The organism is Tardiphaga sp. 862_B3_N4_1, assembly GCF_051811085.1.
Taxonomy (GTDB): domain Bacteria; phylum Pseudomonadota; class Alphaproteobacteria; order Rhizobiales; family Xanthobacteraceae; genus Tardiphaga; species Tardiphaga robiniae.
Window position 1 is genome coordinate 2,841,245 of record NZ_JBPWQB010000001.1, and the last position, 25,320, is coordinate 2,866,564.

The following is a 25,320-nucleotide window of genomic DNA, read 5'->3' on the forward strand; positions in this document are numbered from 1 at the left end:
ACCGTAAAGCGTTGCAATTCGATGCAAACTGACGATCCGGCACCAATCGCGCCAGCAACGTGGCTAATGAATGGTGAAAAAAGGTGCGCGCCAAATGGCGCAGCACCAATCCTCAGTTCAGCTGCGTGCCTGGCGCGGCATCAAATACCAGCGTGAACCAGCTGCCCTGCCCGCGAATGCTCTCGGCGTTGAACTTCACGTTCGGCGCATTCTCTTTGAGCGTCTGCAGGATCAGCGCGCCGAGCTTGCGCGGCGACGGCCAGTCCTGGCCTTCGCCGAGGCCAACGCCGTCATCGGCGACAACCACCGTGACGTGGCCGCCTTCCAGCTTGCAGATCAGTTTGATCTGACCACCGGCACGGCCGACGAAGGCGTATTTCAGCGCATTGGTCAGCATCTCGTTGACCAGCAGTCCCGCCGGCATCGCGATATTGATCGACATCGGGCAATAGCCAACCTGCAGATCGAGCGTGATATCCGCCGTCGCGCTCGCAGCCATCACGGCATTGGCGATGTCCGACAGATACTGGCCAAGATCGATCTCGGGCGTCGCATTCTCGTCGGACAGCGTCCGGTACAGTACTGTCAGCGCATCGATCCGGCTCGCCAGCCGGCCGAGCGCAACAGCCTCGCCTTCTACTGCCGAGCGGGCTTCGAGCCGCACCAGCGCCGTGATGAGCTGCAGATTGTTCTTCACCCGATGCTGCAGCTCGCGCATCAGCATGTCGCGGTCGCGTATCTGGTTCTCGAATTGCTCGATCTGCGCACGCTCGCGGCCGCCGACATCGACCAGCGCGGCGATCCGGAAATTTTCGACGCCGTCGTCACTCTCGATCACCGAGGCATAGGCCTGCACGATCACCAGCCGATCGACCGGCACCGACGGACGGAAAACACCGATGAAATCCTCGCCGTCGCGGATCGCTTCGCCCAGCGTCTGGCTCTGGTTGTCTTCGTTGAGAAAGCCGTCGAGACAGGTCCAGCTCTGGCCTTCGACATCGGCCGGCGCCATTGTCATCAATTGCTCGAAGGCCTTGTTGATATAGACAACCTGCTGATCGCTGCCCAACCCGCGCGAGATGGCGAGCGCAACGGGAACATGATCCAGCAGATGCTTGTAGCGATCATTCTCGATCGCCTGCGCAAGCTTCGGGGAACCCAGAATCTGATCGACCTGTTGGGAAGGCGGAAGCCCGTCGTCGGTGCTCATGCACGGTCCATGCTCATAGGCAAACCATGGCCAAGTGCACCGCAAAACGCAATGTCAAACGCGCAACACCCTAAAGCGTTCTCAAGCGAAATGGCTGCTGGCTCGCGTCAAGAAAGCGCGCCACACAAGACCTCCAGACAGATGACGTCAGGCCCACCACTTCGTTGGCGTGAAACGCCCCGATGCCTGCTCAATGGTTTCGCCGAGCGAGAACAGCGTTTCCTCGTCGAATGGACGCCCGATCAGCTGCAGCCCGAGCGGCAATCCCTGCGCGTCCTTGCCGGCGGGAACCGCGATGCCCGGCAGGCCGGCCATGTTCACCGTCACCGTGAAGATGTCGTTGAGATACATCTCGATCGGATCGGCGCCGCCCTTCTCACCAATGCCGAAGGCGGCCGACGGTGTCGCCGGCGTCAGGATCGCATGGATGCCCTTGGCGAAGCATTCTTCGAAGTCGCGCTTGATCAGCGTGCGGACTTTTTGCGCGCGGAGATAGTAAGCGTCGTAATAGCCAGCCGAGAGGACATAGGTTCCGATCATGACGCGGCGGCGCACTTCCGCGCCAAAACCTTCGGCGCGGGTATTTTCATACATGTCGCTGATGCTGCGGCCGGGTACGCGCAGGCCGTAACGCACGCCGTCATAGCGCGCGAGGTTCGACGAGGCTTCGGCGGGCGCCACGATGTAATAGGCCGGCAGCGCGTATTTGGTGTGCGGCAGCGACACGTCGACGAGTTCGGCACCGGCGGCCTTGAGCTGCGCAGCGCCTTCCGACCAGAGCTTCTCGATCTCGGCCGGCATGCCGTCGATGCGATACTCCTTGGGAATGCCGATCTTCATGCCCTTGACGGACTTGCCGATCGCCGCCTCGTAATCCGGCACGTCGCGATCGACCGAGGTGGAATCCTTGGGATCGTAGCCGGCCATCGAGCGCATCAGGATCGCGGTATCGCGCACGGTGCGCGCAATCGGCCCGGCCTGGTCGAGCGACGATGCGAAAGCGACGGTGCCCCAGCGCGAGCAGCGGCCATAGGTCGGCTTCATGCCGACGATGCCGGCGAAGGCCGCGGGCTGGCGGATCGAACCGCCGGTGTCGGTCGCGGTGGCACCGAGGCACAGACCTGCAGCGACCGCCGATGCCGAACCGCCGGACGAGCCACCGGGCACCAGATTGACGTCGGAGCCGTCGCGCCGCCACGGATTGATCACCGGACCGAAGAACGAAGTCTCGTTCGCCGAGCCCATGGCGAATTCGTCGTTATTGAGCTTGCCGAGCATCACGGCACCGTCACGCCATAGCTGTGCGGTCACGGTCGACTCGTAAGGCGGCACGAAATTGCCAAGTATCTTCGAACATGCGGTTGTGCGCACGCCCTTGGTCGCGAACAGATCCTTGATGCCGAGCGGGACGCCGCCGAGCCAGCCGCCCTCGCCCTTGGCGAGTTTCGCGTCGGCCGCCTGCGCCATGGCGCGCGCCTGATCCGGCGTCTCCAGCACATAGGCGTTTAGCACGCGTGCGGCTTCCATCGCCTTGAGATGCGCATCGGTCAGTTCGACTGACGTGAAGGATTTGGTCGCAAGGCCGTCACGCGCCTCGGCGAGTGTCAGCGACGTCAGATCTGTCATCTATTTATTGACCGGGCTGCAAAAGAAGGGAGAGAGCGTCTTGTCGTTTTCAGGTGCATCTTTTTTGAAAGAGCTGCGGCGGAGCTTGTCGTCAGCCTCCTGTGCGGCCTGAACCTTGTCGAGGATGGCATCCATGGCCGCGTCGACGTTCTTGACCTTCCCCTGACGCTCCATCTCGTCGAGGTAGTCCATATAGAGCTGATAGGACTTTTCATCGTCGCAAAGCAGGCACATGGCGGTTTCCGTTCGAACGGTTCTTGCTCGATTACTCGACGACTTTCGGCACCAGGAAGAAATGATCTTCGGACTCCGGCGCATTCGCCGTCACCGCGTCGACGATCTCGCCGTCATTGACGACATCGGCGCGCTTCTTCATTTCCATGGGCATCACCGAGGTCATCGGCTCAACGCCGTCGACATTCACTTCCTGCAACTGCTCGACAAAGGCCAGCATCGCGTTCAGCTCGCCCTGCAGATGGGGAACTTCAGCGTCTGTGACCGCGATCCGCGCGAGATGCGCGATACGGCGAACGGTGGCAGCATCGACGGACATTATATAGGGCCTCAGGCAAAATCTGCCCGCCGTATAGCAGACGGAGGTTTCGCGCCGCAACCGGCGGACGCCTCCGCCTTGTTTGACGCCCTAGCCCCGCAATTCGGCCATCCGCGCCAATGCCGCCGCCGCCAGCGACCGCGTCAGCTCTGCCGCAGGCCGTTCGCTGCCCATTCCGACCGACTGTCCGGCCCAGAGATTGGTAAAATCGGCCCGACCGAGCTTCTCGGCGGCGGCTTTCAGCGGCCCCAGCGCGGTCGCCGAATGCGGGAATGCCGGCGCATCGGGCGAGACCGGCCCGACCTCGCGCATCACGCGATTGATGACGCCGCGGGCGGGTCGCCCGGTCATGACATTGGTAATGACGGTGGAGGCATCCGACGCCCCGGCCAGGGCTGCACGACCCGGCCCGCTGACCTTCGATTCCGGCGTACGCAGATAGGCGGTGCCGATCTGCACACCGGCTGCGCCGAGCGCAAAGGCTGCGGCAATGCCGCGCCCATCGGCGATACCGCCGGCCGCGATCACCGGCACCTTCACCGCATCCACCACCTGCGGCAACAGCGCGAACAGGCCGGGCTGCGTGGCGATATCCTCGGTCAGGAACATGCCGCGATGACCGCCGGCCTCCGCCCCCTGCGCAATGACCGCGTCGACGCCGCGCTCTTCGAGCCAGACGGCTTCCTTGACGATGGTCGCAGAGGCGATGACCCGACAGCCGGCTGCCTTGATGCGCTTCAAGAGCGCCGGGTCCGGCAGGCCGAAGTGAAAGCTGACCACTTCGGGCTTCAGCTCTTCCACCAGCGCGCACATCGCCTCATCGAACGGCGCGCGGTTGGCCGCATTGATGTCTGCATTCGGATCGAGCCCGAGTTCGGCGTAATAGGACGACAGCCGCTTGCGCCAGTTGGCCTCGCGTGCCGGATCGGCGTCCACCGCCGTATGGCAGAAGTAATTCATGTTGACCGGCGCGGAGACGCGCTGGCGCACGATATTGATCTGCTCACGGGCTTTCTCCGGCGAGATCATTGCGCACGGCAACGAGGCCAGCGCGCCGCCCTCCGCTGCGCCGATCATGATGTCGGCATCCTGCACACCTGCCATTGGCGCCTGCACGATGGGAAATTCGGTGCCGAATAAGTCGATCAGTCGGCGGTCGGGCCACATGGGGGATCTCCGGATTCTTGCGACAATCTTGCGGCAATGCCTCTGAATCCAGCGGCAAAGCAGTGACGATCTTGAGACAAACGTGAGGAAATGGCACGCGCATCATTGCCGAGCCTTGCTCAGGCTAACACGGCCGCACCCGCGTGAGCTATGCGGTTGCGCGGGGGATGAGCATCCACTTGCGCAGCGCCACGCCGGCCCAGATTGCCTCCACCAGCCCGAACGGCCAGGCGCCCTGCAGGAAGCCATAGAGCGATCCGAGCCCGCAGGCGCCGGCAAAGGCCAGCGTGAACCACGGACTGCGTGCCTCCAGCGCGTAGCAGACCAGCATAGCGCTGACGGCGAACAGTCCAAACAGGCTGAGCGGATCCATGGAGGGCTCGTGACTTGCAGGCGAGGAAGCGAAGGCGATATCACATTGCCGCAGATCGCTCCCGATGTGAAACGCGACCGATGACCGCTGCCATTCCCGAACTCACCACGCCCAGGCTGATCCTGCGCCCACTCGTGCTGGCGGACTCCGATGCCGTGCAAAAGCTTTTCCCGCGAATAGAGGTGGTGCGTTTCCTGGCCAGCCGCGTGCCATGGCCCTACCCGGCTGACGGCGCCTGCACTTTCCTGCGCGATGTCGTGCTGCCAGGCATGGAGCGCGGCACCGAATGGCACTGGTCGATCCGCCTGAAGAGCGCACCGGAGCAACTGATCGGCATGATCAATGTCAGGAACAGCGGCGACGAAAACCGCGGCTTCTGGCTCGATCCCGCCTGGCAAGGACAAGGGCTGATGACCGAGGCCAGCGATGCCGTGACCGATTACTGGTTCGACACCCTGCAGCGGCCCGTCCTGCGCGTCATCAAGGCCATCGCCAACACGGCTTCACGCCGGATTTCGGAAACCTCCGGCATGCGCGTGATCGCCACCGAGGATCGCGACTACGTCTCCGGCCGTTGGCCCTCGGAAATCTGGGAAATGACCGCCGAGGAATGGCGCAGCCGCCGTCCGCCCCGATAATTGCGGCGCAGCGTTTGATCTGATGGCTCCGCATGTTATGCGGGACCATGCCTGCAGTCATCCTTCCCCTCGTCGAAGCCGCCGCACATCTTCCGGCCCGCGGTGCGCTGATCGGTCTCGATCTCGGCACCAAGACCATTGGTGTCGCGGTGTCCGATCCCGATCGCCGTCTCGCCACCGGCATTGAGACTGTCGAGCGAACTGCCTTCAAGGCGGATGCCGCACGCCTCATCAAGCTTGCCGCTGAGCGAAATATCTGCGGCTTCGTCCTTGGTCTTCCCATCAATATGGACGGCAGCGAGGGACCGCGCGCGCAATCGACACGCGCCTTCGCCCGCAACTTCTCGAAACTGACCGAACTGCCGATCGCCTTCTGGGACGAGCGGCTCTCCACATCTGCGGTCGAGCGCGAACTGATTGCCAATGATGTCAGCCGCGCCAAACGCGCCAAAGTCATCGACGAACATGCCGCGATCTTCATTCTTCAGGGTGCGCTAGATCGCCTCGCCGCCTTGCTGCGCACGCCGGATATTCGCTGACCCCATGCTGACGGTATTTGCCGCTCTCGTCCCGGTCTTCCTGCTCATCGTGCTCGGCTACGCGCTGCGGCGCCTGCTACTGAAACAGAACATCGAATGGGTCGGGCTGGAACAGCTCGTCTATTACGTGCTGTTCCCCGCCCTGCTCATCGACACGCTGGCGCGGGCCAATCTGGCGTCGGTGCCGATCGCAGGTGTCGGCGGTGCCTTGTTGCTCTCCGTCATCCTGATGTCCGCGCTATGTCTGGCGCTGCGTCCGTTGCTGGCGCGGGCCATCGGCCTCGATGGGCCGGCATTTACGTCACTGTTTCAGGGCGCCACGCGTTGGCAGACCTTCGTGGCACTATCGGTCGCCGGCAATCTGTGGGGCGATCTCGGCATCACGCTGGCCTCCGTCGCCATGGTGGCGATGATCCCGCTGCTGAATATTCTGGCGGTCTGGGTGCTGGCGCATTACGCCTCACCGCAGCGGATGGCGTGGCCGGCGCTGCTGCTGACCATCGCCAGGAACCCGCTGATCTGGGCCTGCGTGATCGGCCTCGCGATCAACCTGGCCGGATTGCCCGTGCCGCGCCCCGCGCACGAATTCCTCGATGCGCTCGGGCGCTGCTCTCTGGCGATGGGTCTGCTGATCGTCGGCGCCGGTCTTCAGCTCGAAGGCCTGCACAGACCCGGCATGGCTGCAGCACTGACAGTCGTCTTGAAACTCGCCGTGATGCCACTGATTGCCATGGGCCTTGGCATCGCCTTCGGCCTGTCCGGCACCAACCTTGCGGTGGTCGTCTGCTGCGCGTCGGTGCCGTCGGCATCGAACGGCTATATTCTGGCGCGGCAGATGGGCGGCGACGCGCCCCTCCTGGCGCAGATCCTGACCATTCAGACCACGCTGGCGGTCCTGACCATGCCCATCTTCATTGCACTGGCGGAATAGGTTTTTCTTTTTTTGAGCATGATCTTGCCCGAAAACCGGTTCCTACTTTTCGGGATCATGCTCTAGGGCGATATCACACCGTTCGCGATGAGCAGCGTCTGAACAGTCGCCGCCAGATTGTTGAGGCCATGCAGAAAGATCGTCAGCCATGTCGAGTGGCTGCGATAGCGCATATAGCCGAACAGCAGGCCGATGGTGAAAATCTCGACGAAGAAGAACCAATCGTATTGCAGATGCATCGCCGTCCAGACCAGCGATGACGCTACGATGGCGCCGAACGGCCGCAAAAACGATTCCGACCAGCCGCGATAGAGGAAGCCGCGCGCGAAGAACTCTTCGGTCATCGGCGCGCCGACGCAGAACGCGATGATCAGCAGCCATAGCGCGCCGTCGGCGCGGGCCGACTTCAACACTTCCAGCATGAAAGTCGGCGCGGAGTCGCGACCCATGCCTTTTGCGACCAGCTCCCAGGCGCCGACCAGCGCGATCAGCGCCACCGTGCCAATGACATAGTTTTTCCAGGACGTGCCGCGTAGCCCCAGATAGTCCGCAAAGGATTGCCGCGCCATGCGCGTCGCCAGCCACAGCGCCAGGCACACTGCCGGAAGCCCCATGAGAACCGACGCGGCGATGGTCGTACCGCTGCTCATCGCCTTGATCAGCAGCGTCGCATCGAGTGGCGCATCCTTGATCAGCAGATAATAGGCAACGACGGTCAACTGACCGACGAACATCGCTGCAAAAGCGAACAGTCCCCAGAGGCTCGTACCCCAGAATTTCCAGACCCGCGGCGGCTTCGTCGCGGGTGGCAGATCCGAGGGTGCGACGGGAGCGATCGGCGTCTCCAGTGCACTCACTGCGGCAACGCCCGCTCGAGCAGTCCCCGGCCCTGAGCTTCGGTCAATTCAGCGGTGCCGTAGATCGCGTTGCGCGCACCATCGAGGCGTGTCCGCGCAAACAGTTCAGCATGGGGCGGATGCACCATGTTCAGTGCGGCGCAGGCCGCTAGCAATGCCAGCGATTCCACCGCCTGCCGCGCAACACGCTCGCTGTCGGGCCGCAGCAAGGTGCGGATGATGAAGGCAGCGGCTTCGGCCGCGCCGGGCAGTCCGCGCGTCTCCAGCATCAGCTCCTGCAGCACCGCGGTCGATGCGTCGCCTTCGCGCGACAGCGCCCGCAGCACATCGAGGCACATCACATTGCCGGAGCCTTCCCAGATCGCATTGACCGGCGCCTCACGATAGTGCCGCGCCAGAATGCCCTCCTCGACATAGCCGTTGCCGCCCATGCATTCCATCGCCTCATAGAGGAAGCCCGGCGCCGATTTGCAGACCCAGTACTTCACCACCGGCGTCAGGAAGCGCATATAGGCGGCCTCGGACGTATCCTCCGGCGCCAGATCGAAGGCGCGACACAGCCGCATCACCAGCGCCGTTGAGGCCTCGACATGCAGGGCCATGTCGGCGAGCACACTTTGCATCATCGGCTGATCGGCGAGGTGTTTCTGGAACACGCTGCGATGCCTTGCGTGATGCAGCGCATGGACCAGACCCGAGCGCATCAAACCGGCGGATGCTGTGGCGCAATCCTGCCGCGTCAGCTGCACCATCTGGATGATGGTGCGGATGCCCTTGCCCTCGTCGCCGACGCGCAGTGCATAGGCATCGTTGAACTCGACTTCCGACGACGCATTGGAGCGATTGCCGAGCTTGTCCTTCAGGCGCTGGAAGTTCAGCGCGTTGAGCGAGCCGTCGGGCCGGAATCGCGGCATGAAGAAACAGCTGAGGCCATCTTCGGCTTGCGCGAGTACCAGAAACGCGTCGCACATCGGTGCCGACATGAACCATTTGTGGCCGCTGATCCGATACGCATCGCCGTCGCGCACGGCGCGCGTCATGTTGCTGCGCACGTCCGTGCCGCCCTGCCGCTCGGTCATCCCCATGCCCAGCGTCATGCCGCGCTTGGCCGACCAAGGCGCAAAACTCGGATCGTAATCGCGGCTGGCGATGACCGGCATCACCTGCGCCAGCACATCCGGCTGCATCGCCAGCGCGCCGACGGCAGCGCGTGTCATGGTGATCGGGCATAGATGTCCGGTTTCGACCTGCGCCGCCATGTAAAATTTTGCGGCGCGCGCCACTTCGGACGCGCCGCGTGCGGACTTGCCGTCACGCGTCCATGTCGAATTGTGAATTCCCGCTGCAACGCTCTGTGCCATCAGCTCGTGATAGGCTGGATGAAACTCAATCTCGTCGCGCCGGTTACCGCGTGCATCAAAAGTCCGCAGCTTCGGCGTATTCTCGTTGGCCAGCCGCGCGCGCTGTGCCATCTCGGCCGATCCCCAGAGCTGACCGAATTCGGCGTGGTCGACATAGGCGAACGAGCCCTCATTCATCGCGACCGCTTCCACGAGCGGCCGGTCCAGCTCGAACAGATTGACGTCCTCGAAGGGAGGCGACTGGTTAAGCACCGCATGAATGGCAGAGGTGGCGTCGGTCATGAATCAGTTCCGGCTGGAGGCGGTATTGCGAATCATTTTACGCCGGATCGGCCGGGATTTCACGGGGCTATCTTGCCTGCCGCGCAATCGGGAAATCGTAGGCGCGCGCGCCTATGCCCGGCAGCGAGAAGTGCCACCATTCCTTGGAATAATTCACAAAGCCCTGCCTGCCCATCGCAGTTACCAGGAGATCCCGCCAGCGCCGCTGCGCGGGTGAAATCGCGCGCGATCCGGTATGCGCCTTGGCATCGGAGCAATCGTAACCCGTGCCCATGTCGACGCTGCCCTCGGGCGCGCGCTGTGCTTCCGGCGCGATGCAGCTTGCATAGGCCTTGTTCGGATCGAATGCCGGCGACGCAGGCGCACGCAGATCGACCAGCGTCAGATCGAGCGCCGCACCGGTGGAGTGGCCTGAGCGCTCGGCGATGTAGCCGAGCCTGAACAGATCCACCTTGCTGAAGGATGGATTGTAACGCTTCTGCGCCGGTGTCTCGTTGCCATCGCGCGCCCACGCCACCATGTCGCGCGACGCCCGCACCGGCCGATAGCAATCCAGCATTTTCAGCGACAGGTTTTGCGCCATCAACTCACGCTGCACATTCTGCAGCGCGAGGCCGACCGGGCGCTTCACCACGCATTCCGCGCTATCATAGCCACTGAGCTTGCGGCCGACAAAATTGTTGACGTCGGCATAGCGGATGTCCTGCCGGATCGAGGGATCGATATCGCGCAGGAACACGAAATCATCGGGCAGCGTCTGTGATTGCGCGGGCGTAACGCCAAGCATGATCGCGGAAAGGCCCCACATCATCGCAACGGATCGTTTGAGACAATTGATCATCAGGGCTTCCGCCATCCAATCGGGGCGACTTGATGCAAAGGCGGCTGGGGCGAACGCGCCGATAAGTCGGGTCAAGTGGTTCGAGCTGACGGACCCGCCGCCAATGATTGACCGAACAGGGCGCCCCCCGCGTCAGGAGACAGTCGTATCGGCGTGCTGACCGTTTGGAAAGGACCGAAAGCTTGGCGCTTTACCTGCTCAAAGCCCTTGATTTGGAAACGTTCATTTTCTATAAAGAGTGATGTCGAACGCCGTACCATCATCCGCTTCCCGAGGCCCCGGCCGACCGCGTGAGTTCGACGTGGACGAAGCTCTCGATAAAGCCGTTCGGGTGTTTTGTGAGCGTGGCTATCACGCCACGTCGATCGGCGATCTGACAGATGCAATGGAACTGACCCAAGGCAGCATCTACAAGGCGTTCAAAGACAAGCGCGCGGTTTTTATTGCCGCCTTCGATCGGAACAAGGCGGTTCGCAATGAAAAGCTAGCTCGCGCCATCAAAAATGGCGCAACGGGACTGGAGCGTATTCGTAATGCCCTGGCCTTCTACGTCGAATCGTCACACGGCGCGGAGGGGTTGCAGGGATGCCTTGTCGTCGGGAGCGCAACGGAACTTGCGATCTTCGACAAGGAAGTCGCCGAGCGTGTCACGGCATCCTTCAAGCGGAATGAGGCCATGATGGCCGAGTTGATTCAACAAGGGCAGGTTGACGGCTCCATTCCCACCGGGATCGACAGCAAGGCAACCGCCCGGCTGATGCTCTGCCTGCTTCAAGGCATGAGGGTCATCGGGAAGACCGGGCGAACCCGCGCGGAGATGGCAGCCGTAGTGGAGGTTGCCATGCGCACGCTCACCTGATTTTTTTTGCCAAATTAGAAAACGAATGTTTCCTATTGTGAGGACGACCGTGACCACCATCACCGACCACCTGCCCGACAGGCGGATTGTTTCCACTGGAATGACTTTCCTCCTCGCCGCCGCCTGCGGGCTTATCGCGGCCAATGTTTATTATGCCCAGCCACTGGCCGGGCCGATCAGTGCCGCGCTCGGCCTCTCGCCGCAGGCGACGGGACTTATCGTCACCTTGACGCAGATCGGATACGGGGCGGGTCTGCTGCTGATCGTGCCGCTCGGCGATCTCATCGAGAACCGTCGTCTCACCCTCATTATGCTTGGCGTCGCCACCCTAGGGCTGCTGGGCGCGGCACTGTCACCTCACGCACTTCCGTTCCTGATCGCAGCCCTCTTCATCGGCCTCGGGTCGGTCGCGGTGCAGGTTCTCGTTCCCTATGCAGCTCATATGGCTCCTGAAGCGAGCCGGGGCCGCGTTGTCGGCAACGTCATGAGCGGGTTGATGCTTGGCATCATGCTGGCCCGCCCGGTGTCCAGTTTCATCGCTGAATTGTCGTCATGGCACGCCGTGTTCTTCCTTTCGGCGGGTGCGATGATTGTCCTCGCATTGGTTCTCAGCCACGCGCTGCCACGGCGTATGCCGACGTCGAAACTTCGTTACGGAGAACTGCTGGCCTCGATGGGGCATCTGGCGGTGACGACGCCGATCCTGCAAAGGCGTGCGCTCTATCACGCCTGCCTGTTCGGTGCGTTCAGTCTGTTCTGGACCACGACGCCGCTGTTGCTCGCGGGGCCGGAATTCCACCTGTCGCAAGGCGGGATCGCGCTTTTCGCGCTGGCGGGTGTTGCCGGTGCTGTCGCCGCCCCGATCGCGGGCCGGATTGCCGATCGCGGATGGAGTCGCCCTGCGACCGCTGTCGCCATGCTTGCGGTGGCCGGTGCTTTCCTGATGACGCACATCGCGCCTGAAGGTTCGATGCTGGCCCTCGGTCTCCTCGTCGCAGCAGCGATCCTCCTCGATTTCGGCGTCTCGGCTAATCTGACTCTCGGGCAGCGCGCGATCTTCTCACTTAGTGCGGAATTCCGCAGCCGTCTCAACGGGCTCTACATGGCGACGTTTTTTGTCGGCGGGGCGGTTGGCTCGGCGGCAGGCGGATGGGCCTACGCGCAGGGAGGATGGACACTCGCCTCATGGGTCGGTTTCGCGTTCCCCGTCGTGGCGGTCGTGTACTTCGTAACGGAATAGAACGATGCCGAGACTGCCCAGCCGCTGTCAGCTCTTTGGACGCGGCTTGTCGGCCTCGGCGTCGCCCCTCGCTGAAGGTGGTCCCAAAACGGTACGCCGTGGAGAGGATACCCGGCATTCGTCGGGCATGACGGCAAGAATGTGGTCGGACTGACCGGGGGATAACCGAAAAGCGGGCGAATCGCGCTTGCTCCGCTTTTCAACTCTGCCTATAGCTTTCGTTTTAATGACCCAAGCCACGAAATCCTCTTTCGTCCTCGGACACCGGCATTTGCTGGGCATCGAGGGCCTTTCCGCCGCGGATATCACCGGCCTCCTCGACCTGTCCGAGGAATATGTCGAGCTGAACCGCCAGGTCGACAAAAAGCGCTCCTCGCTGCGCGGTCGTACCCAGATCAATCTGTTTTTTGAGAATTCGACGCGCACCCAGTCGTCGTTCGAACTGGCCGGCAAGCGGCTCGGCGCCGACGTCATGAACATGTCGGTGTCATCGTCCTCGATCAAAAAGGGCGAGACGCTGATCGACACCGCGATGACGCTGAACGCGATGCATCCGGACATTCTGGTGATGCGCCATCACGCTTCCGGCGCGGTCGAACTGCTGGCCCGCAAGGTCGACGGCTCCGTCATCAATGCCGGCGACGGCGCCCATGAACATCCGACGCAAGCCCTGCTCGACGCATTGACCATCCGTCGCAACAAGGGCCGCCTCGAAGGTCTCGTGATCGCGATCTGCGGCGACGTGCTGCATTCGCGGGTCGCGCGTTCCAACATTCTCTTGCTCAACACCATGGGCGCACGCGTCCGTGTGGTCGCGCCCTCCACGCTGCTGCCGCCGGGCATCGAGCGCATGGGTGTCGAGGTCGCGCGCGATATGCGCGAGGGCCTCAACGGCGCCGACATCGTGATGATGCTGCGGCTGCAGCGCGAGCGCATGAACGGCTCCTTCGTGCCGTCCTCTGCCGAATACTTCCAATATTTCGGCCTCGACCAGAAGAAGCTCGCTTATGCCAAGCCCGATGCGCTGGTGATGCATCCCGGCCCGATGAACCGCGGCGTCGAGATCGACTCCCTCGTCGCGGACGGCGCGCAATCGCTGATCCGCGAACAGGTCGAGATGGGCGTAGCGGTCCGCATGGCCGTGCTCGAAGCGCTCGCGCGCAACCTCCCGAACGCGTGACGCCATGCTGACAGATCGCCGCCCTATCCTCCTCGCCAATGCGCACCTGATCGATCCGTCATGTGACCTCGACGGTATCGGGGATGTGCTGATCGCCGACGGCATGATCCGCGACGCCCGCCGCGGCATTGGCGCGGCCGGCGTGCCCGAAGGCACCGACATCATCAATTGCGCCGGCAAGGTCGTGGCCCCCGGCCTCGTCGACATGCGCGCCTTCGTCGGCGAGCCCGGCGCCAGCCACCGCGAGACTTTCGCCTCTGCCAGCCGTGCAGCCGCAGCCGGCGGCATCACCACCATCATCTGCCAGCCGGATACGTCGCCGACCATCGACAATTCCGCCACGGTCGATTTCGTGCTGCGGCGCGCCCGCGACACCGCCATTGTCAACATCCATCCGATGGCCGCCCTGACCAAGGGCCTCGAAGGCCATGAGATGACCGAGATCGGGCTGCTGAAAGCGGCCGGCGCCGTCGCTTTCACAGATGCCGACAAGAGCATCACCAACGCGCAGATCATGCGCCGCGCCCTGACCTATGCGCGCGATTTCGACGCGCTGATCGTGCATTACACCGAGGATCCCGACCTCGTCGGCGAAGGCGTGATGAATGAAGGCGAGCGCGCGTCACGCCTCGGCCTGATGGGCATTCCGAATGCCGCCGAAGCCATCATGCTGGAGCGCGACATGCGTCTCGTCGCCCTCACCGGCGGGCGCTACCATGCGGCCTCACTGACCTGCATCGAATCCATCGAGATCCTGAAGCGCGCCCGCGACGCCGGCTTGCGTGTCAGCGCCTCCGCGTCGATCAATCACCTGACGTTGAACGAAAACGACATCGGGCCCTATCGCTCCTATCTCAAATTGTCGCCGCCGCTCCGCACCGAAGAGAACCGCCGCGCGCTGGTCGAGGCCGTCGCGTCAGGATTGATCGACGTCATCATGTCCGACCACAATCCGCAGGATGTCGAGACCAAGCGGCTGCCATTCGCCGAAGCCGCGCCGGGTGCCATCGGCCTCGAAACAATGCTGTCGGCGGGATTGCGGCTGATCCACAATGGCGAGCTCACCTTCACCCAGTTGATCCGTGCGATGTCGACACGCCCGGCCGAACTGCTCGGCCTGCCGGGCGGCACACTGCGCCCCGGCGCTGTCGCCGACATCATTGTCATTGACGCCGATGTACCGTGGGTGCTGGATCCCGCGGATCTGAAATCGCAATGCAAGAATACACCATTCGACGAAGCCCGCTTCACGGGGCGCGTCGCACGCACTATTGTCGGCGGACGCACCGTTTACGAGCACGTCTGACGCGATAAGCGCGTCTGCGAACACGAAAGTGCGAAGCGCGTCTTAGAATAGAGGTCCGATGATCGTTCTCTACATATTCGCTGCCGCGCTCGGTTATTTCCTCGGCTCGGTTCCTTTCGGACTGGTGCTGACCAAGCTCGCCGGCACGCAGGACATCCGCACCATCGGCTCGGGCAATATCGGCGCCACCAATGTGCTGCGCACCGGCCGCAAAGGCCTCGCCGCGGCGACGCTGCTGCTCGATGCCCTCAAGGGCACCGTCGCCGTGATCATCGCCGGCAGCGTCGGTGGTCCAATCCCGGCCATGATCGCCGGTCTCTTCGCGTTCCTGGGCCACCTCTTCCCGGTCTGGCTCGGCTTCAAGGGCGGCAAGGGTGTCGCCGTCTATATCGGCATCATGTTCGGCCTGTACTGGCCTGCCGCCATCGTGTTCTGCCTTGCCTGGCTCGCCTGCGCCTTCACCTCGCGCTACTCGTCATTCTCCGCGCTGACCGCCAGCGCCATCACGCCGATCTTCCTGTGGTGGGCCAAGGCGCCACAGCTCGCCGTGCTGGCCACCGTGCTGACGCTGCTGCTGTGGTTCATGCACCGCGAGAACATCAAGCGACTGCTGAACGGCACCGAAGGCAAGATCGGCGCGAAAAATTGAGTCAGGCTGCCTATGTTCGTGATCGCGAACGGTCGATATCCTTCACCACCGTGCTGCCTGCACGGCCTGATCCCGATCCGGCATCACCGCTTTTGATGCCGATAACTGCATGCGAATGCCGCTTCGTCAGCTCCGAGCGAAGAAGTATTTGCTGTTGACTTAGAGCGCACTCTAACCTGTAGCAAGGTCAGCGTCGTGACGAGAAGACAGAACATGAAAATCGGAGAACTCGCTAAGCGCGCCGGCTTGTCAGCACACACGATCCGCTATTACGAGCGGATCGGGCTGCTTCCTGGCGCACCGCGCAACGCCTCCCGTCAACGCGAATATGACGCTTCCATCTTGGTGTGGATTGCCTTTCTCGGACGCCTCAGGACGACCGGGATGCCGATCCGCGACATGCTGCGATACGCTCAGCTGCGCGAGCGAGGTTCGCAAACCACGGAAGACCGCCGGCTCATCCTCGAGCAACATCGGACCAACGTCCGTGCTCGTCTGGCCGAACTTCATGACTGCCTTGCCGTCCTCGACACCAAAATCGCCGGCTATTCCGGCCTGAACACGGTGGAGAAGGACAATGACGCTGCCACGGATCACCAGACACGGCACATCCGCGAAACGCTCGCGCGCGCCCTTAAAGATTGAGATCGCCCCGCAGGAGAACGCGGACGCCCCCGCCAGCGAGGACAGTCCGCCGGACAAAATTGCCTCCCGCCGCAACTTTCTCACAGCGCTCGGCGCAGCGGGGGCTTCGTTGGCCGTTCGCGCGCAAGAAGCCAATGCAGGAACAACAGCAATGGGCAATGAGCGATTCGCACGCGGCCTCGACATACTGCGCAAGGTCGGCGGCGAGAATTTCGACGGCCCCGTCAACAGCCTGGCGGAAGTATCTGCGGATCTCGCGCGCTTCACTGTTGAGTATCCGTATGGCGACGTGCTGTCTCGCCCCGGGCTCGCGCTTCCGCTGCGACAACTTTGTACGGCGGCAATGCTGCTCGCCGATGGGAGTGCCCAGCCGCAACTGAAGTATCATATGGCGGGCTATCTCAATGTCGGCGGCGAGCCGCGCGTCCTCATCGAACTGATGTTCGTCTCCGTCGCCTTGCTCGGTTTTCCTCCGACCATCAATGCGGTCGGACTGTTGCGCAGCATTTTCGCCGAACGAAAGCTCGCTTTTGTGCCGGTCGAGCCCGCCACGGACGATGGAACCGGACGTGCGCAGAACGGCAGCGAAGCTGCAAGCCGCCTCACCGGCGGCGACATGCAGGCATATTTCGGCGAGTTTGAAAAAGCCTCGCCCGATCTGGCGCGGCTCTCGGTCGAGTTCGCTTTCGGCGAAGCACTTTCCCGACAGGGTCTGGATTTCAAGGCCAAGGCGCTTGTGATCGTCGCCATGCTGGCGGCGGGTGGCAATCATGCAGCTGCCCTTCGCCAGCACATCCAAGGCGCACTAGCCCTAGGCATAACGCGAGACGAAGTGGTCGAACTTTTGATGCAGGTTAGCGTCTATCGCGGCTTTCCGTGCGCCTTGAATGCCTTTGCGGTTGCCAAGGAAGCCTTTGGCGACACCGCCGCAAGCCAGCCAATATCGTTCCGCCCGGCCAATGCCGAAACCCGGCAGATGCGATTGGAGCGCGGACGCGCGGCGCTCGGAAAGACCTCGGGCGCATCCGGAGATGCCGTAGTCCGAAGCTTTGACGATATCGCCCCTGACCTCGGGCGAATGATTGTCGAACACTCCTATGGCGAGATCTTTTCGCGCACGGGGATTGACGCTAGGACGCGAGAGCTAACCGCCTGCGCAGCCCTCGCCGCCGTCGGATCGAAGACCGCCGAGACACCGCTTCGCGTGCACATCAATGCCGCCCTGAATGTGGGAGCCAGCCGAGACGAAATTCTGGAGACATTGCTCAACCTAGCACCCTATAGCGGCTATCCTGCCGTCCAACAGGCGGTCCGGATCGCGGCTGAGGAATTCGGCAAACGAAGCTAGCCGCGGCCAACCCGGCGTCAGTGTCAGTTTAAAACACCCGCGCGCCCTGCTTCGCGTCGAGATCGAACTCCCAGATCTCGACACCGCGGCTGATCAGGTGACCGTTGTTCTTGATATAGTGCGAGATCAGACTCACCTTCGAATGCGGGTGAAGATGTTTGAGCACGAACAGAATCTTCCGATAGTCGCGCGGCGCCGCACCGAACAGCAGCATGGCTTCGTTCATGCCGCGGATCTTGGCGCTCGGCCGATTGCCGGACACTGTCCAGGTGTAGGACTTGCATTCGACCAGGATGCGCGGACTGGCGCTGCCGAGATCGAAGCGCTTGTTCTTCTGCAGCCGGTGACCGACGGGTACGACGAAATTGCGCGCAAGCTGCACGCCCTCGGAATGAAAGAAGATCTGCGCCGCTTCCTCGAACTCACGCCCAACGGCGGCGTTGCTCGATGCGCCGATCCGCTGGAAGTTGTTCACGTCCCAAAGCATTGCCATCACTGAACACAAGCCATCAGGGCTCACCCCTACTCTCGCACCTTAAGTGCGAATGTCAATTGAATGCATCCTTAAGTTGATAGACACTCTCCACCGGGGGAGCATGGCTTGGACAGCATCTCACAGGGCAGCACACAGCTCACGGACGCCCAGCGGCTAGACTGGTTGCGGCTGATCCGCAGCGACAATGTGGGGCCGCGCACCTTCCGGTCACTGATCAACCATTTCGGCAGCGCACGCGCCGCGCTGGAGCGACTGCCCGATCTGGCGCGCCGCGGCGGCGCTGCCCGCGCCGGCCGGATCTGCAGCGCCGACGACGCACAGCGTGAACTCGACCTCGGACGCAAGATGGATGTCGCGCTTGTCGCGCCCGGTGAGCCCGGCTACCCGCCGCGATTGGCGGGGATCGACGATGCACCGCCGCTGCTCGGCATCCGCGGCAAAGTGGACGCGCTGATGCGGCCGATGATCGCCATCGTCGGCTCGCGCAATGCGTCCGGCGCAGGACTGAAGTTCGCCGAGAGACTGGCGCGCGATCTCGGCGACGCAGGCTTCGTGATCGTGTCGGGCCTCGCACGTGGCATCGATCAGGCCGCGCATCGCGCCAGCACCACCAGCGGGACGGTCGCTGTGCTGGCTGGCGGTCATGACAAAATCTATCCGCCCGAACACGAGGGCCTGCTGTTCGCCCTGCTGGACAACGGCGGCGCGATTTCCGAGATGCCGCTCGGCCATGTCCCACGTGCTCGCGATTTCCCGCGTCGCAATCGCCTGATCTCGGGTGCAGCGCTCGGCGTCGTCGTGATCGAAGCGGCGCATCGCTCGGGCTCGCTGATCACCGCGCGGATGGCCGCCGAACAGGGCCGCGAAGTGTTTGCCGTGCCGGGCTCGCCGCTCGATCCCCGCGCCGCCGGCACCAACGACCTCATCAAGCAAGGCGCAGCGCTGGTGACCGAAGCGGCCGACGTGATCAATGCCGTCGCGCCGATCATGGAGCGGCCGATCGAATTGCCGAGCCGTGAACCTGATGATGTCACGTCATTCGATGAACCAGACAGCAGCGACCGCGCACGCGTGATCGCATTGCTCGGTCCAAGCCCGGTCGGCATCGACGATCTTATTCGCCTTGCCGGTACATCGGCTGCCACCGTACGCATCGTGCTGCTGGAGCTCGAGCTTGCCGGACGGCTGGAGCGTCATGGCGGAGGGTTGGTGTCGATGATCTGAGGACTCAGTCCTGCGAATTGCGCCCGTCGAATTTTTTTCGTGCGGTGTCGATATCGGGCAGATGTTGCTGCGCCCATGCGCCGAGCTTTATGACCGGATCGCTCAGGCCTCGGCCGAGATCCGTAAGTTCATAGTCCACGCGCGGAGGCACGGTCGGAAACACGGTACGCGTCACCAGACCGTCGCGTTCGAGCCCGCGCAGCGTGAGGGTCAGCATCCGCTGCGAGATGCCGCCGACCATCCGTTTCAACTCGTTGAAGCGCCGTGGACCCTCGCCGAGCAGCATGATCACCAGGACGCTCCACTTGTCGCCGACCCGCGCCAGCACCGAGGCAACGCCGCGACAATCGCTCTCCTGATGCGGAATCGCCGGCAAAGCAGGCACCTTTTTGTGCTCGGGTTTCAAAATTGTGCCTTCTTGTGCAGTTTCGGCCAGTCACTCATGTAGCGTCAGTTACAAACCTATACCATGAGGTGACCACATGAAACTGCTCCATATCGATTCCAGCGTTCTCGGCCCCCACTCCGTCAGCCGGCAGGTTTCCGCCGCCATTACCGACCGGCTGGCCAAGGCCAATCCCGGCCTTGAGACCACCTATCGCGATCTCACCACCACGCCGCTGGCGCATCTGTCCGGCTCCCATCTCGCCGTCGCACAGGGCGCAGCGCCCGATGCGGCGCTTCAGCCCGATCTCGCCGCCGGTAGTGCCGTGCTGGAGGAGTTTCTTGCTGCCGATATCGTGGTGATCGGCGCACCAATGTACAACTTCACCATTCCGAGCCAGCTCAAGGCGTGGATTGATCGCATCCTCGTCGCCGGCAAGACATTCAAATACGGCGACAAGGGTGCCGAAGGCCTCGCGGGCAGCAAGCGCGTCATCGTCGCCATTTCACGCGGCGGCTTCTACGGCGCGGACATGCCAACGGCTGCCGGCGAACATCTCGAAACCTATCTGCGCTGGGTGTTCGGCTTCATCGGCGTCACCAATCTCGAATTCATCGCCGCCGACGGCATCATGATGGGACCGGAGCTACGCGAGAAAGCCGTTGCCGGTGCCTTGCAGGCAGCGACAGATCTGCACGCGGCGTAAGCCAAGACTGCCATAGCGAGCTTGAACCGGCCCGCCGGTTCAAGCGGTTTTGCTCGTCGGGAAGCGAGACCTCAGAACCACTCACCCGGCACATATTTATCGAGCAACAAAACGCTCAACGAGATCAACAGGCCGATTGCGCTAAACAGTGCGACCGTAGCGAGTGGGTGACTTTCGGTACGTGCAGAAATGACCGCAGGTTCGGAGATGCGCGCGACTTTGGTCATGTGGCCTCCTGTGCGTCGCTCCAGCCCGCTTCAAATGTCTGACCGGCAGCCACAATGGTTCAGCGCATCCAAACATTACCTTCAAGAGATACCGACGTACCTCGAACGCGTACGAGAGACGCCGGCACTCTTGTACTGTTTGATCAGCGATCAGCCACGAAACGCCGGCGCGCCGGCTGGCGACGACGTGACGCCGCCATCGACAAAGATCTCCGCCCCCTGCACGTTTGATGAATCGTCCGATGCCAGAAACAGCACCGTCTTGGCGACTTCTTCGGGCTTGCCGAAACGCCCGAGCGGAATGGTCTGCGAAATCCTGGCCTCCAGCGCTACCTTGGCTTCCGGCGTCGGCGCGGTGCGATCCCAGATCGGTGTCGTCGTGCCACCGGGCGAGACCACGTTTACGCGGATATTGCGCGGCGACAGCTCGGACGCCATTACGCGCGCCATGGCGCGCACGCCGGCCTTGCTCGCCGCATAGGCTGCATAGCCGGGATTTCCGAGCACGGAGATCACCGAACCGTTGAGAATGATCGACGCGCCGTCATTGAGATGCGCGGCTGCCGCCTGCACGGTGAAGAACACGGCGGTGATGTTGGTCTTCAAAACGGACTCGAATACATCGAGCGCAGTACCGCCCACCGGCGTGTGTGCGCTGATGCCTGCATTCGCGAACACGATGTCGAGCTTGCCGAATTTCTCGACAGCTTTGGCAACGGCATTCTCGGTGGCAGCGATGTCAGTCGCGTCAGCCACGATGCCGATCGCATTCGGGCCGAGTTCGGCCACCGCCGCGTCGAGCCTCGCCTTGTCGCGGCCGGTGATGGCCACTTTGGCGCCCTCAGCGACGAAGAGCTTCGCCGTGGTCAGTCCGATACCGCTATTGCCGCCCGTGATGAGCGCCGTCTTGTTCGCCAAACGCATGGTGATCTCCTGATGATCAAGTGGTTGCTTTTTAAAACCACATTGCCATTTAGGGCGGATGGTTTCATAATGCAACCACATGTCCGCTAATCACTGCATTTCTTTTTCCCGCCGCTGGAAAGTCGCATGGCCAAACGCACCAGTCTCAAGGACTCCACCTGCCCGGTCGCCCGCTCCATGGAGGTGATCGGCGACTGCTGGACGATGATGATCATCCGCGACGCCATGCTGGGCGCGCGGCGCTTCGGCGAATTCCAGAAGAGTCTCGGACTGGCGAAGAACATTCTCGCCGTCAGGCTGAAAGCCCTCGTGGAGGACGGCATCCTGAAACTGGAGCCGGCAGCCGACGGCAGCGCCTATCAGGACTATGTGCTGACCCCGAAAGGCCAGGCGGTTCATCCAATCATGGTGGCGCTGCGCCAGTGGGGCGAGGATTATGCGTTCAACCCCGGCGAACCGACGACCATCATGGTCGATCGCAAGAGTGGCAAGCAGATCAAAAAGCTGGAACTGCATGCGGCCGACGGCAGGCTGCTCAGCTATGGCGACACCACGATTGTGCCCTCAACTGCCTGAGGGCTTGCGCAGTCCATGCCGCAGGATCTCCTCGGTTTCGAGATGCGCCATATCGAGCAAGTAAGCGAGCATGTCGTGGCGATGGCGGCGCGCCATCCGCGACAGATCGCGGACCGCACTCTTTATATAAAGAGCCGCCTCCTCGGGCCCGCCATCGCCCTGCGGCTGATCGTCCGGAATGGGCGGTGTCATAGGCATTCCCTACCCGCGCAGTCCGGGCGAAATCAGCACCAAAGAAGCATCAAATCATACTCCTAATGGTTGCATTTTACAACCCCTGGTAAGTGACTGGGAACCAACAGACGCGGCCATCAACAACTCACGATTTGACACGGGACCCCTTCGCACCCATGTTCGCCGCGAAACGGCTGGCGCGACTCTCGCAGACCCAAGCCGGATTCCCCCTGTAAGTTATTGGAATCACATGAATCTCGTCATTGTCGAGTCGCCTTCAAAGGCCAAGACGATCAACAAGTATCTGGGCAAGGACTATGAGGTCCTGGCGTCGTTCGGCCATGTCCGCGACCTTCCCGCCAAGAACGGATCGGTCGATCCCGACGCCAATTTCCAGATGATCTGGGAGATCGACCCCAAGGCCGCCAGCCGACTGAACGACATCGCCAAGGCGGTCAAAGGCGCCGACAAGCTCATTCTCGCGACCGACCCTGATCGCGAAGGTGAGGCCATCTCCTGGCACGTGCTCGAAGTCCTCAAGCAGAAGCGCGCGCTGAAAGACCAGAAGATCGAGCGCGTGGTGTTCAACGCGATCACCAAGCAGGCCGTCACCGACGCGATGAAGAACCCGCGCGAGATCGATGGCGCACTGGTCGACGCCTATATGGCGCGCCGTGCACTCGATTATCTGGTGGGCTTTACGCTTTCTCCTGTGCTGTGGCGCAAGCTGCCCGGCGCCCGCTCCGCGGGCCGCGTGCAATCGGTCGCGCTGCGCCTGGTCTGCGACCGCGAGCAGGAAATCGAGAAGTTCATCCCGCGCGAATACTGGTCGCTGGTGACCACGCTGGCGACGCCGCGCGGCGAGAGTTTCGAAGCCCGCCTGGTCGGCGCTGACGGCAAGAAGATCCAGCGTCTTGATATCGGCACCGGTGCGGAAGCCGAAGACTTCAAGAAGGCCATCGAAGCCGCCAACTTCACGGTCTCCACCGTCGATGCAAAACCAGCACGCCGCAATCCGCAGGCGCCGTTCACGACCTCCACGCTGCAGCAGGAAGCCAGCCGCAAGCTCGGCTTCGCGCCGGCGCACACCATGCGCATCGCGCAGCGTCTGTATGAAGGCATCGACATCGGCGGCGAAACCACCGGTCTCATCACCTATATGCGAACCGACGGCGTGCAGATCGACCCCTCCGCCATCACGCAGGCCCGCTCTGTCATCGGCGAAGACTACGGCAAGCAATATGTGCCGGACGCCGCGCGGCAATATACGAGCAAGGCCAAGAACGCGCAGGAAGCGCACGAAGCGATCCGTCCGACCGATATGTCGCGTCGCCCGGCGAGCCTGCGCGGCCGTCTCGATAGCGATCAGTCGCGGCTTTATGAATTGATCTGGATGCGCACCATCGCCAGCCAGATGGAATCAGCCGAGATGGAGCGCACCACCGTCGATATCGCTGCCAAGGCAGGATCGCGCCTGCTCGAACTGCGCGCCACCGGTCAGGTCGTGAAGTTCGATGGTTTCCTTGCCGTCTATCAGGAAGGCAAGGACGACGACGCCGAGGATGAAGATTCACGCCGCCTGCCCGCCATGAGCGAAGGTGAAGCGCTAAAGAAAGAGAACCTCGCGGTCACCCAGCATTTCACCGAACCGCCACCGCGCTTCTCGGAAGCCTCGCTGGTCAAGCGCATGGAAGAGCTCGGCATCGGCCGTCCCTCGACCTATGCATCGATCCTGCAGGTGCTGAAGGATCGCGGTTACGTTCGTCTCGAAAAGAAGCGCCTCTATGGCGAGGACAAGGGCCGCGTCGTCGTCGCCTTCCTCGAAAACTTCTTCGCCAAATATGTGGAATACGATTTCACCGCGGCGCTGGAAGAGAACCTCGATAGAATCTCCAACAACGAGATTTCCTGGCAGCAGGTGCTCAAGGATTTCTGGACCGACTTCATCGGCGCCGTGAACGAGATCAAGGATCTGCGCGTCGCGCAGGTGCTGGATGCGCTCGATGAAATGCTCGGCCCGCACATCTACGCCCCGCGCGAGGATGGCGGCGATCCGCGCCAGTGCCCGACCTGCGGCACCGGCCGCCTCAACCTCAAGGCCGGCAAGTTCGGCGCCTTCGTCGGCTGCACGAATTATCCGGAATGCCGCTACACGCGTCCGCTCGCCGCCGATAGCGGCGCCAACGCCGATCGCGTGCTCGGCCCCGATCCGGTGTCAGGTCTCGAAGTCGCGGTGAAGGCCGGACGCTTCGGGCCCTATATCCAGCTTGGCGACGCCAAGGATTACGAAGAAGGCGAGAAGCCGAAGCGCGCCGGCATTCCGAAGAACACGTCGCCCAGCGATGTCGAACTCGATCTGGCACTCAAGCTCCTGTCGCTGCCGCGCGAGATCGGCAAGCACCCGGAGACCGGCGAGCCGATCACCGCGGGCCTCGGACGTTTCGGACCGTTCGTGAAGCATGAGAAAACCTATGCCAGCCTCGAGGCCGGCGACGAGGTGTTCGACATCGGCCTCAACCGCGCGGTCACGCTGATCGCCGAGAAGATCGCCAAGGGGCCATCAGGCCGCCGCTTCGGCGCCGATCCCGGCAAGCCGCTCGGCGACCATCCGACCCTCGGCGGCGTCGCCGTGAAGGGTGGGCGTTACGGCGCCTATGTCACCGCGGGCGGCGTCAATGCGACGATCCCGAGCGACAAGACGCAGGAGACGATCACGCTCGAAGAGGCGATCGCGCTGATCGACGAGCGCGTGGCCAAGGGCGGCATCAAGCCGAAGCGCGGCGCCAAGAAAGCACCGGCGAAGAAGGCTGTCGCCAAGAAGGCCGACGCGGCCGAGAAGAAGCCGGCGGCCAAGAAGGCCGTTGCGAAGAAAGCCGCGGCAAAGCCAAAGGCTGAAACGGCTGCCGCCAGCAAGGCGCGCGCGCCGGTGAAGGCGAAGACATCGCCTGCGAAGAAGAAGGCCGCGAAAACGGTCGCGAAGAAAAGCGCTGGCTAGAACGGATA

At 62.7% G+C, this 25,320-nt stretch carries 28 protein-coding genes; 14 read left to right on the forward strand and 14 right to left on the reverse strand.

From position 1 onward, the window contains the following. Positions 1 to 112 precede the first annotated feature (112 nt). From AB8B02_RS13445 to AB8B02_RS13470, 6 genes are all read right to left on the reverse strand, one after another. Positions 113 to 1,210 (reverse strand): sensor histidine kinase, encoded by a 1,098-nt coding sequence (locus tag AB8B02_RS13445; protein ID WP_439064163.1) that lies wholly within the window; start codon positions 1,208 to 1,210, stop codon positions 113 to 115. Positions 1,211 to 1,357: 147 nt separating this feature from the next. Next, a complete protein-coding gene (gene gatA, locus AB8B02_RS13450; RefSeq protein ID WP_439064164.1) occupies positions 1,358 to 2,836 on the reverse strand; it encodes an Asp-tRNA(Asn)/Glu-tRNA(Gln) amidotransferase subunit GatA in 1,479 nt (492 codons plus the stop codon). Further along, positions 2,837 to 3,070 (reverse strand): hypothetical protein, encoded by a 234-nt coding sequence (locus tag AB8B02_RS13455; RefSeq protein WP_439058739.1) that lies wholly within the window; start codon positions 3,068 to 3,070, stop codon positions 2,837 to 2,839. A 31-nt stretch (positions 3,071 to 3,101) separates the two neighbouring features. Next, positions 3,102 to 3,389 carry an Asp-tRNA(Asn)/Glu-tRNA(Gln) amidotransferase subunit GatC gene (gene gatC / locus AB8B02_RS13460; RefSeq protein WP_093761362.1) on the reverse strand — a complete coding sequence of 96 codons (288 nt, stop codon included), beginning with the start codon at positions 3,387 to 3,389 and terminating at the stop codon, positions 3,102 to 3,104. Between the two features lie 90 nt (positions 3,390 to 3,479). Beyond that, the gene (locus tag AB8B02_RS13465; protein ID WP_439064165.1) at positions 3,480 to 4,556 is read right to left on the reverse strand and encodes an NAD(P)H-dependent flavin oxidoreductase; all 1,077 of its coding nucleotides are present in this window, start codon (positions 4,554 to 4,556) and stop codon (positions 3,480 to 3,482) included. 148 nt (positions 4,557 to 4,704) lie between these two features. Continuing rightward, positions 4,705 to 4,929 carry a hypothetical protein gene (locus tag AB8B02_RS13470; protein ID WP_093761358.1) on the reverse strand — a complete coding sequence of 75 codons (225 nt, stop codon included), beginning with the start codon at positions 4,927 to 4,929 and terminating at the stop codon, positions 4,705 to 4,707. A gap of 80 nt (positions 4,930 to 5,009) precedes the next feature. Between AB8B02_RS13470 and AB8B02_RS13475 the strand changes: the two genes are divergently transcribed. The 3 genes from AB8B02_RS13475 to AB8B02_RS13485 are packed head-to-tail and all read left to right on the forward strand — an operon-like array spanning position 5,010 to position 7,037. Continuing rightward, positions 5,010 to 5,567: a GNAT family N-acetyltransferase gene (locus tag AB8B02_RS13475; RefSeq protein WP_439064166.1), complete on the forward strand. Its 558-nt coding sequence runs from the start codon at positions 5,010 to 5,012 to the stop codon at positions 5,565 to 5,567. 47 nt (positions 5,568 to 5,614) lie between these two features. Further along, entirely contained in the window at positions 5,615 to 6,106 is a 492-nt protein-coding gene (gene ruvX / locus AB8B02_RS13480; protein WP_089263773.1) for a Holliday junction resolvase RuvX, read from the forward strand. A gap of 4 nt (positions 6,107 to 6,110) precedes the next feature. Further along, positions 6,111 to 7,037, forward strand: a complete 927-nt coding sequence (locus AB8B02_RS13485) for an AEC family transporter (RefSeq protein ID WP_439064167.1) — start codon at positions 6,111 to 6,113, stop codon at positions 7,035 to 7,037. Positions 7,038 to 7,099: 62 nt separating this feature from the next. On the opposite strand, the gene AB8B02_RS13490 is transcribed toward AB8B02_RS13485, so the two are convergent. The 3 genes from AB8B02_RS13490 to AB8B02_RS13500 form a co-directional block, all read right to left on the reverse strand. Beyond that, the gene (locus tag AB8B02_RS13490; protein WP_439064168.1) at positions 7,100 to 7,894 is read right to left on the reverse strand and encodes a lysostaphin resistance A-like protein; all 795 of its coding nucleotides are present in this window, start codon (positions 7,892 to 7,894) and stop codon (positions 7,100 to 7,102) included. Then, on the reverse strand, positions 7,891 to 9,537 hold the full coding sequence (locus AB8B02_RS13495; protein WP_439064169.1) for an acyl-CoA dehydrogenase family protein: 1,647 nt from the start codon (positions 9,535 to 9,537) through the stop codon (positions 7,891 to 7,893). Before AB8B02_RS13495 ends, AB8B02_RS13490 begins: the two co-directional genes overlap by 4 nt. A gap of 67 nt (positions 9,538 to 9,604) precedes the next feature. Then, entirely contained in the window at positions 9,605 to 10,348 is a 744-nt protein-coding gene (locus tag AB8B02_RS13500) for a M15 family metallopeptidase (RefSeq protein WP_439062669.1), read from the reverse strand. Positions 10,349 to 10,679: 331 nt separating this feature from the next. Between AB8B02_RS13500 and AB8B02_RS13505 the strand changes: the two genes are divergently transcribed. The 7 genes from AB8B02_RS13505 to AB8B02_RS13535 all read left to right on the forward strand — a co-directional run bounded on the left by AB8B02_RS13505 (position 10,680) and on the right by AB8B02_RS13535 (position 17,605). Next, entirely contained in the window at positions 10,680 to 11,237 is a 558-nt protein-coding gene (locus AB8B02_RS13505) for a TetR/AcrR family transcriptional regulator (protein ID WP_120292071.1), read from the forward strand. Between the two features lie 100 nt (positions 11,238 to 11,337). Continuing rightward, complete coding sequence (locus tag AB8B02_RS13510) at positions 11,338 to 12,477, forward strand: MFS transporter (RefSeq protein WP_120292069.1); 1,140 nt, start codon at positions 11,338 to 11,340, stop codon at positions 12,475 to 12,477. 226 nt (positions 12,478 to 12,703) lie between these two features. Then, positions 12,704 to 13,657 (forward strand): aspartate carbamoyltransferase catalytic subunit, encoded by a 954-nt coding sequence (locus AB8B02_RS13515; protein WP_089263769.1) that lies wholly within the window; start codon positions 12,704 to 12,706, stop codon positions 13,655 to 13,657. A 4-nt stretch (positions 13,658 to 13,661) separates the two neighbouring features. Beyond that, positions 13,662 to 14,963, forward strand: coding sequence for a dihydroorotase (locus AB8B02_RS13520; protein ID WP_320444539.1), 1,302 nt, complete (start codon positions 13,662 to 13,664; stop codon positions 14,961 to 14,963). A 58-nt stretch (positions 14,964 to 15,021) separates the two neighbouring features. Beyond that, positions 15,022 to 15,612, forward strand: a complete 591-nt coding sequence (gene plsY, locus AB8B02_RS13525; protein ID WP_120292067.1) for a glycerol-3-phosphate 1-O-acyltransferase PlsY — start codon at positions 15,022 to 15,024, stop codon at positions 15,610 to 15,612. Positions 15,613 to 15,825: 213 nt separating this feature from the next. Beyond that, positions 15,826 to 16,257 (forward strand): MerR family transcriptional regulator, encoded by a 432-nt coding sequence (locus AB8B02_RS13530; protein WP_120292065.1) that lies wholly within the window; start codon positions 15,826 to 15,828, stop codon positions 16,255 to 16,257. Positions 16,258 to 16,408: 151 nt separating this feature from the next. Next, positions 16,409 to 17,605 (forward strand): carboxymuconolactone decarboxylase family protein, encoded by a 1,197-nt coding sequence (locus AB8B02_RS13535; RefSeq protein WP_158596846.1) that lies wholly within the window; start codon positions 16,409 to 16,411, stop codon positions 17,603 to 17,605. Between the two features lie 28 nt (positions 17,606 to 17,633). Here the strand turns inward: AB8B02_RS13535 and AB8B02_RS13540 are convergent, their stop codons facing one another. Next, on the reverse strand, positions 17,634 to 18,098 hold the full coding sequence (locus AB8B02_RS13540) for a hypothetical protein (RefSeq protein ID WP_081421847.1): 465 nt from the start codon (positions 18,096 to 18,098) through the stop codon (positions 17,634 to 17,636). A gap of 108 nt (positions 18,099 to 18,206) precedes the next feature. Here AB8B02_RS13540 and dprA point away from each other — a divergent pair, with 108 nt between their 5' ends. Further along, positions 18,207 to 19,325 carry a DNA-processing protein DprA gene (gene dprA / locus AB8B02_RS13545; protein WP_439064170.1) on the forward strand — a complete coding sequence of 373 codons (1,119 nt, stop codon included), beginning with the start codon at positions 18,207 to 18,209 and terminating at the stop codon, positions 19,323 to 19,325. A 4-nt stretch (positions 19,326 to 19,329) separates the two neighbouring features. Here dprA and AB8B02_RS13550 read toward each other — a convergent pair whose 3' ends face one another. Further along, a complete protein-coding gene (locus tag AB8B02_RS13550; protein WP_439064171.1) occupies positions 19,330 to 19,710 on the reverse strand; it encodes a winged helix-turn-helix transcriptional regulator in 381 nt (126 codons plus the stop codon). A 97-nt stretch (positions 19,711 to 19,807) separates the two neighbouring features. On the opposite strand from AB8B02_RS13550, the gene AB8B02_RS13555 reads away from it, so the two are divergent. Further along, positions 19,808 to 20,416: an FMN-dependent NADH-azoreductase gene (locus tag AB8B02_RS13555; RefSeq protein WP_120292059.1), complete on the forward strand. Its 609-nt coding sequence runs from the start codon at positions 19,808 to 19,810 to the stop codon at positions 20,414 to 20,416. A 71-nt stretch (positions 20,417 to 20,487) separates the two neighbouring features. Here AB8B02_RS13555 and AB8B02_RS13560 read toward each other — a convergent pair whose 3' ends face one another. Beyond that, positions 20,488 to 20,643 carry a hypothetical protein gene (locus tag AB8B02_RS13560; RefSeq protein WP_170849816.1) on the reverse strand — a complete coding sequence of 52 codons (156 nt, stop codon included), beginning with the start codon at positions 20,641 to 20,643 and terminating at the stop codon, positions 20,488 to 20,490. 150 nt (positions 20,644 to 20,793) lie between these two features. Beyond that, entirely contained in the window at positions 20,794 to 21,567 is a 774-nt protein-coding gene (locus tag AB8B02_RS13565) for a glucose 1-dehydrogenase (protein ID WP_089263762.1), read from the reverse strand. A gap of 126 nt (positions 21,568 to 21,693) precedes the next feature. Here AB8B02_RS13565 and AB8B02_RS13570 point away from each other — a divergent pair, with 126 nt between their 5' ends. Continuing rightward, a complete protein-coding gene (locus AB8B02_RS13570) occupies positions 21,694 to 22,143 on the forward strand; it encodes a winged helix-turn-helix transcriptional regulator (protein ID WP_439058756.1) in 450 nt (149 codons plus the stop codon). Here the strand turns inward: AB8B02_RS13570 and AB8B02_RS13575 are convergent. Further along, entirely contained in the window at positions 22,132 to 22,335 is a 204-nt protein-coding gene (locus AB8B02_RS13575) for a hypothetical protein (protein ID WP_439064172.1), read from the reverse strand. The two genes, AB8B02_RS13570 and AB8B02_RS13575, sit on opposite strands and share 12 nt — an antisense overlap. Before the next feature lie 232 nt (positions 22,336 to 22,567). On the opposite strand from AB8B02_RS13575, the gene topA reads away from it, so the two are divergent. Continuing rightward, positions 22,568 to 25,312 carry a type I DNA topoisomerase gene (gene topA / locus AB8B02_RS13580; RefSeq protein WP_089263759.1) on the forward strand — a complete coding sequence of 915 codons (2,745 nt, stop codon included), beginning with the start codon at positions 22,568 to 22,570 and terminating at the stop codon, positions 25,310 to 25,312. Positions 25,313 to 25,320: the final 8 nt, after the last annotated feature.

Coding starts and splice junctions, on each gene's coding strand:
- AB8B02_RS13495 (WP_439064169.1), bottom strand. CDS start 9,537: ATGACCGACGCCACCTCTGCCATTCATGCGGTGCTTAACCAGTCGCCT.
- AB8B02_RS13540 (WP_081421847.1), bottom strand. CDS start 18,098: ATGGCAATGCTTTGGGACGTGAACAACTTCCAGCGGATCGGCGCATCG.
- AB8B02_RS13455 (WP_439058739.1), bottom strand. CDS start 3,070: ATGTGCCTGCTTTGCGACGATGAAAAGTCCTATCAGCTCTATATGGAC.
- AB8B02_RS13515 (WP_089263769.1), top strand. CDS start 12,704: ATGACCCAAGCCACGAAATCCTCTTTCGTCCTCGGACACCGGCATTTG.
- AB8B02_RS13570 (WP_439058756.1), top strand. CDS start 21,694: ATGGCCAAACGCACCAGTCTCAAGGACTCCACCTGCCCGGTCGCCCGC.
- AB8B02_RS13510 (WP_120292069.1), top strand. CDS start 11,338: ATGACTTTCCTCCTCGCCGCCGCCTGCGGGCTTATCGCGGCCAATGTT.
- AB8B02_RS13560 (WP_170849816.1), bottom strand. CDS start 20,643: ATGACCAAAGTCGCGCGCATCTCCGAACCTGCGGTCATTTCTGCACGT.
- AB8B02_RS13555 (WP_120292059.1), top strand. CDS start 19,808: ATGAAACTGCTCCATATCGATTCCAGCGTTCTCGGCCCCCACTCCGTC.
- AB8B02_RS13445 (WP_439064163.1), bottom strand. CDS start 1,210: ATGAGCACCGACGACGGGCTTCCGCCTTCCCAACAGGTCGATCAGATT.
- AB8B02_RS13500 (WP_439062669.1), bottom strand. CDS start 10,348: ATGATGTGGGGCCTTTCCGCGATCATGCTTGGCGTTACGCCCGCGCAA.
- AB8B02_RS13485 (WP_439064167.1), top strand. CDS start 6,111: ATGCTGACGGTATTTGCCGCTCTCGTCCCGGTCTTCCTGCTCATCGTG.
- plsY (WP_120292067.1), top strand. CDS start 15,022: ATGATCGTTCTCTACATATTCGCTGCCGCGCTCGGTTATTTCCTCGGC.
- AB8B02_RS13520 (WP_320444539.1), top strand. CDS start 13,662: ATGCTGACAGATCGCCGCCCTATCCTCCTCGCCAATGCGCACCTGATC.
- topA (WP_089263759.1), top strand. CDS start 22,568: ATGAATCTCGTCATTGTCGAGTCGCCTTCAAAGGCCAAGACGATCAAC.
- ruvX (WP_089263773.1), top strand. CDS start 5,615: ATGCCTGCAGTCATCCTTCCCCTCGTCGAAGCCGCCGCACATCTTCCG.
- gatA (WP_439064164.1), bottom strand. CDS start 2,836: ATGACAGATCTGACGTCGCTGACACTCGCCGAGGCGCGTGACGGCCTT.
- AB8B02_RS13465 (WP_439064165.1), bottom strand. CDS start 4,556: ATGTGGCCCGACCGCCGACTGATCGACTTATTCGGCACCGAATTTCCC.
- AB8B02_RS13565 (WP_089263762.1), bottom strand. CDS start 21,567: ATGCGTTTGGCGAACAAGACGGCGCTCATCACGGGCGGCAATAGCGGT.
- gatC (WP_093761362.1), bottom strand. CDS start 3,389: ATGTCCGTCGATGCTGCCACCGTTCGCCGTATCGCGCATCTCGCGCGG.
- AB8B02_RS13475 (WP_439064166.1), top strand. CDS start 5,010: ATGACCGCTGCCATTCCCGAACTCACCACGCCCAGGCTGATCCTGCGC.
- AB8B02_RS13575 (WP_439064172.1), bottom strand. CDS start 22,335: ATGACACCGCCCATTCCGGACGATCAGCCGCAGGGCGATGGCGGGCCC.
- AB8B02_RS13535 (WP_158596846.1), top strand. CDS start 16,409: ATGGGCAATGAGCGATTCGCACGCGGCCTCGACATACTGCGCAAGGTC.
- AB8B02_RS13530 (WP_120292065.1), top strand. CDS start 15,826: ATGAAAATCGGAGAACTCGCTAAGCGCGCCGGCTTGTCAGCACACACG.
- AB8B02_RS13470 (WP_093761358.1), bottom strand. CDS start 4,929: ATGGATCCGCTCAGCCTGTTTGGACTGTTCGCCGTCAGCGCTATGCTG.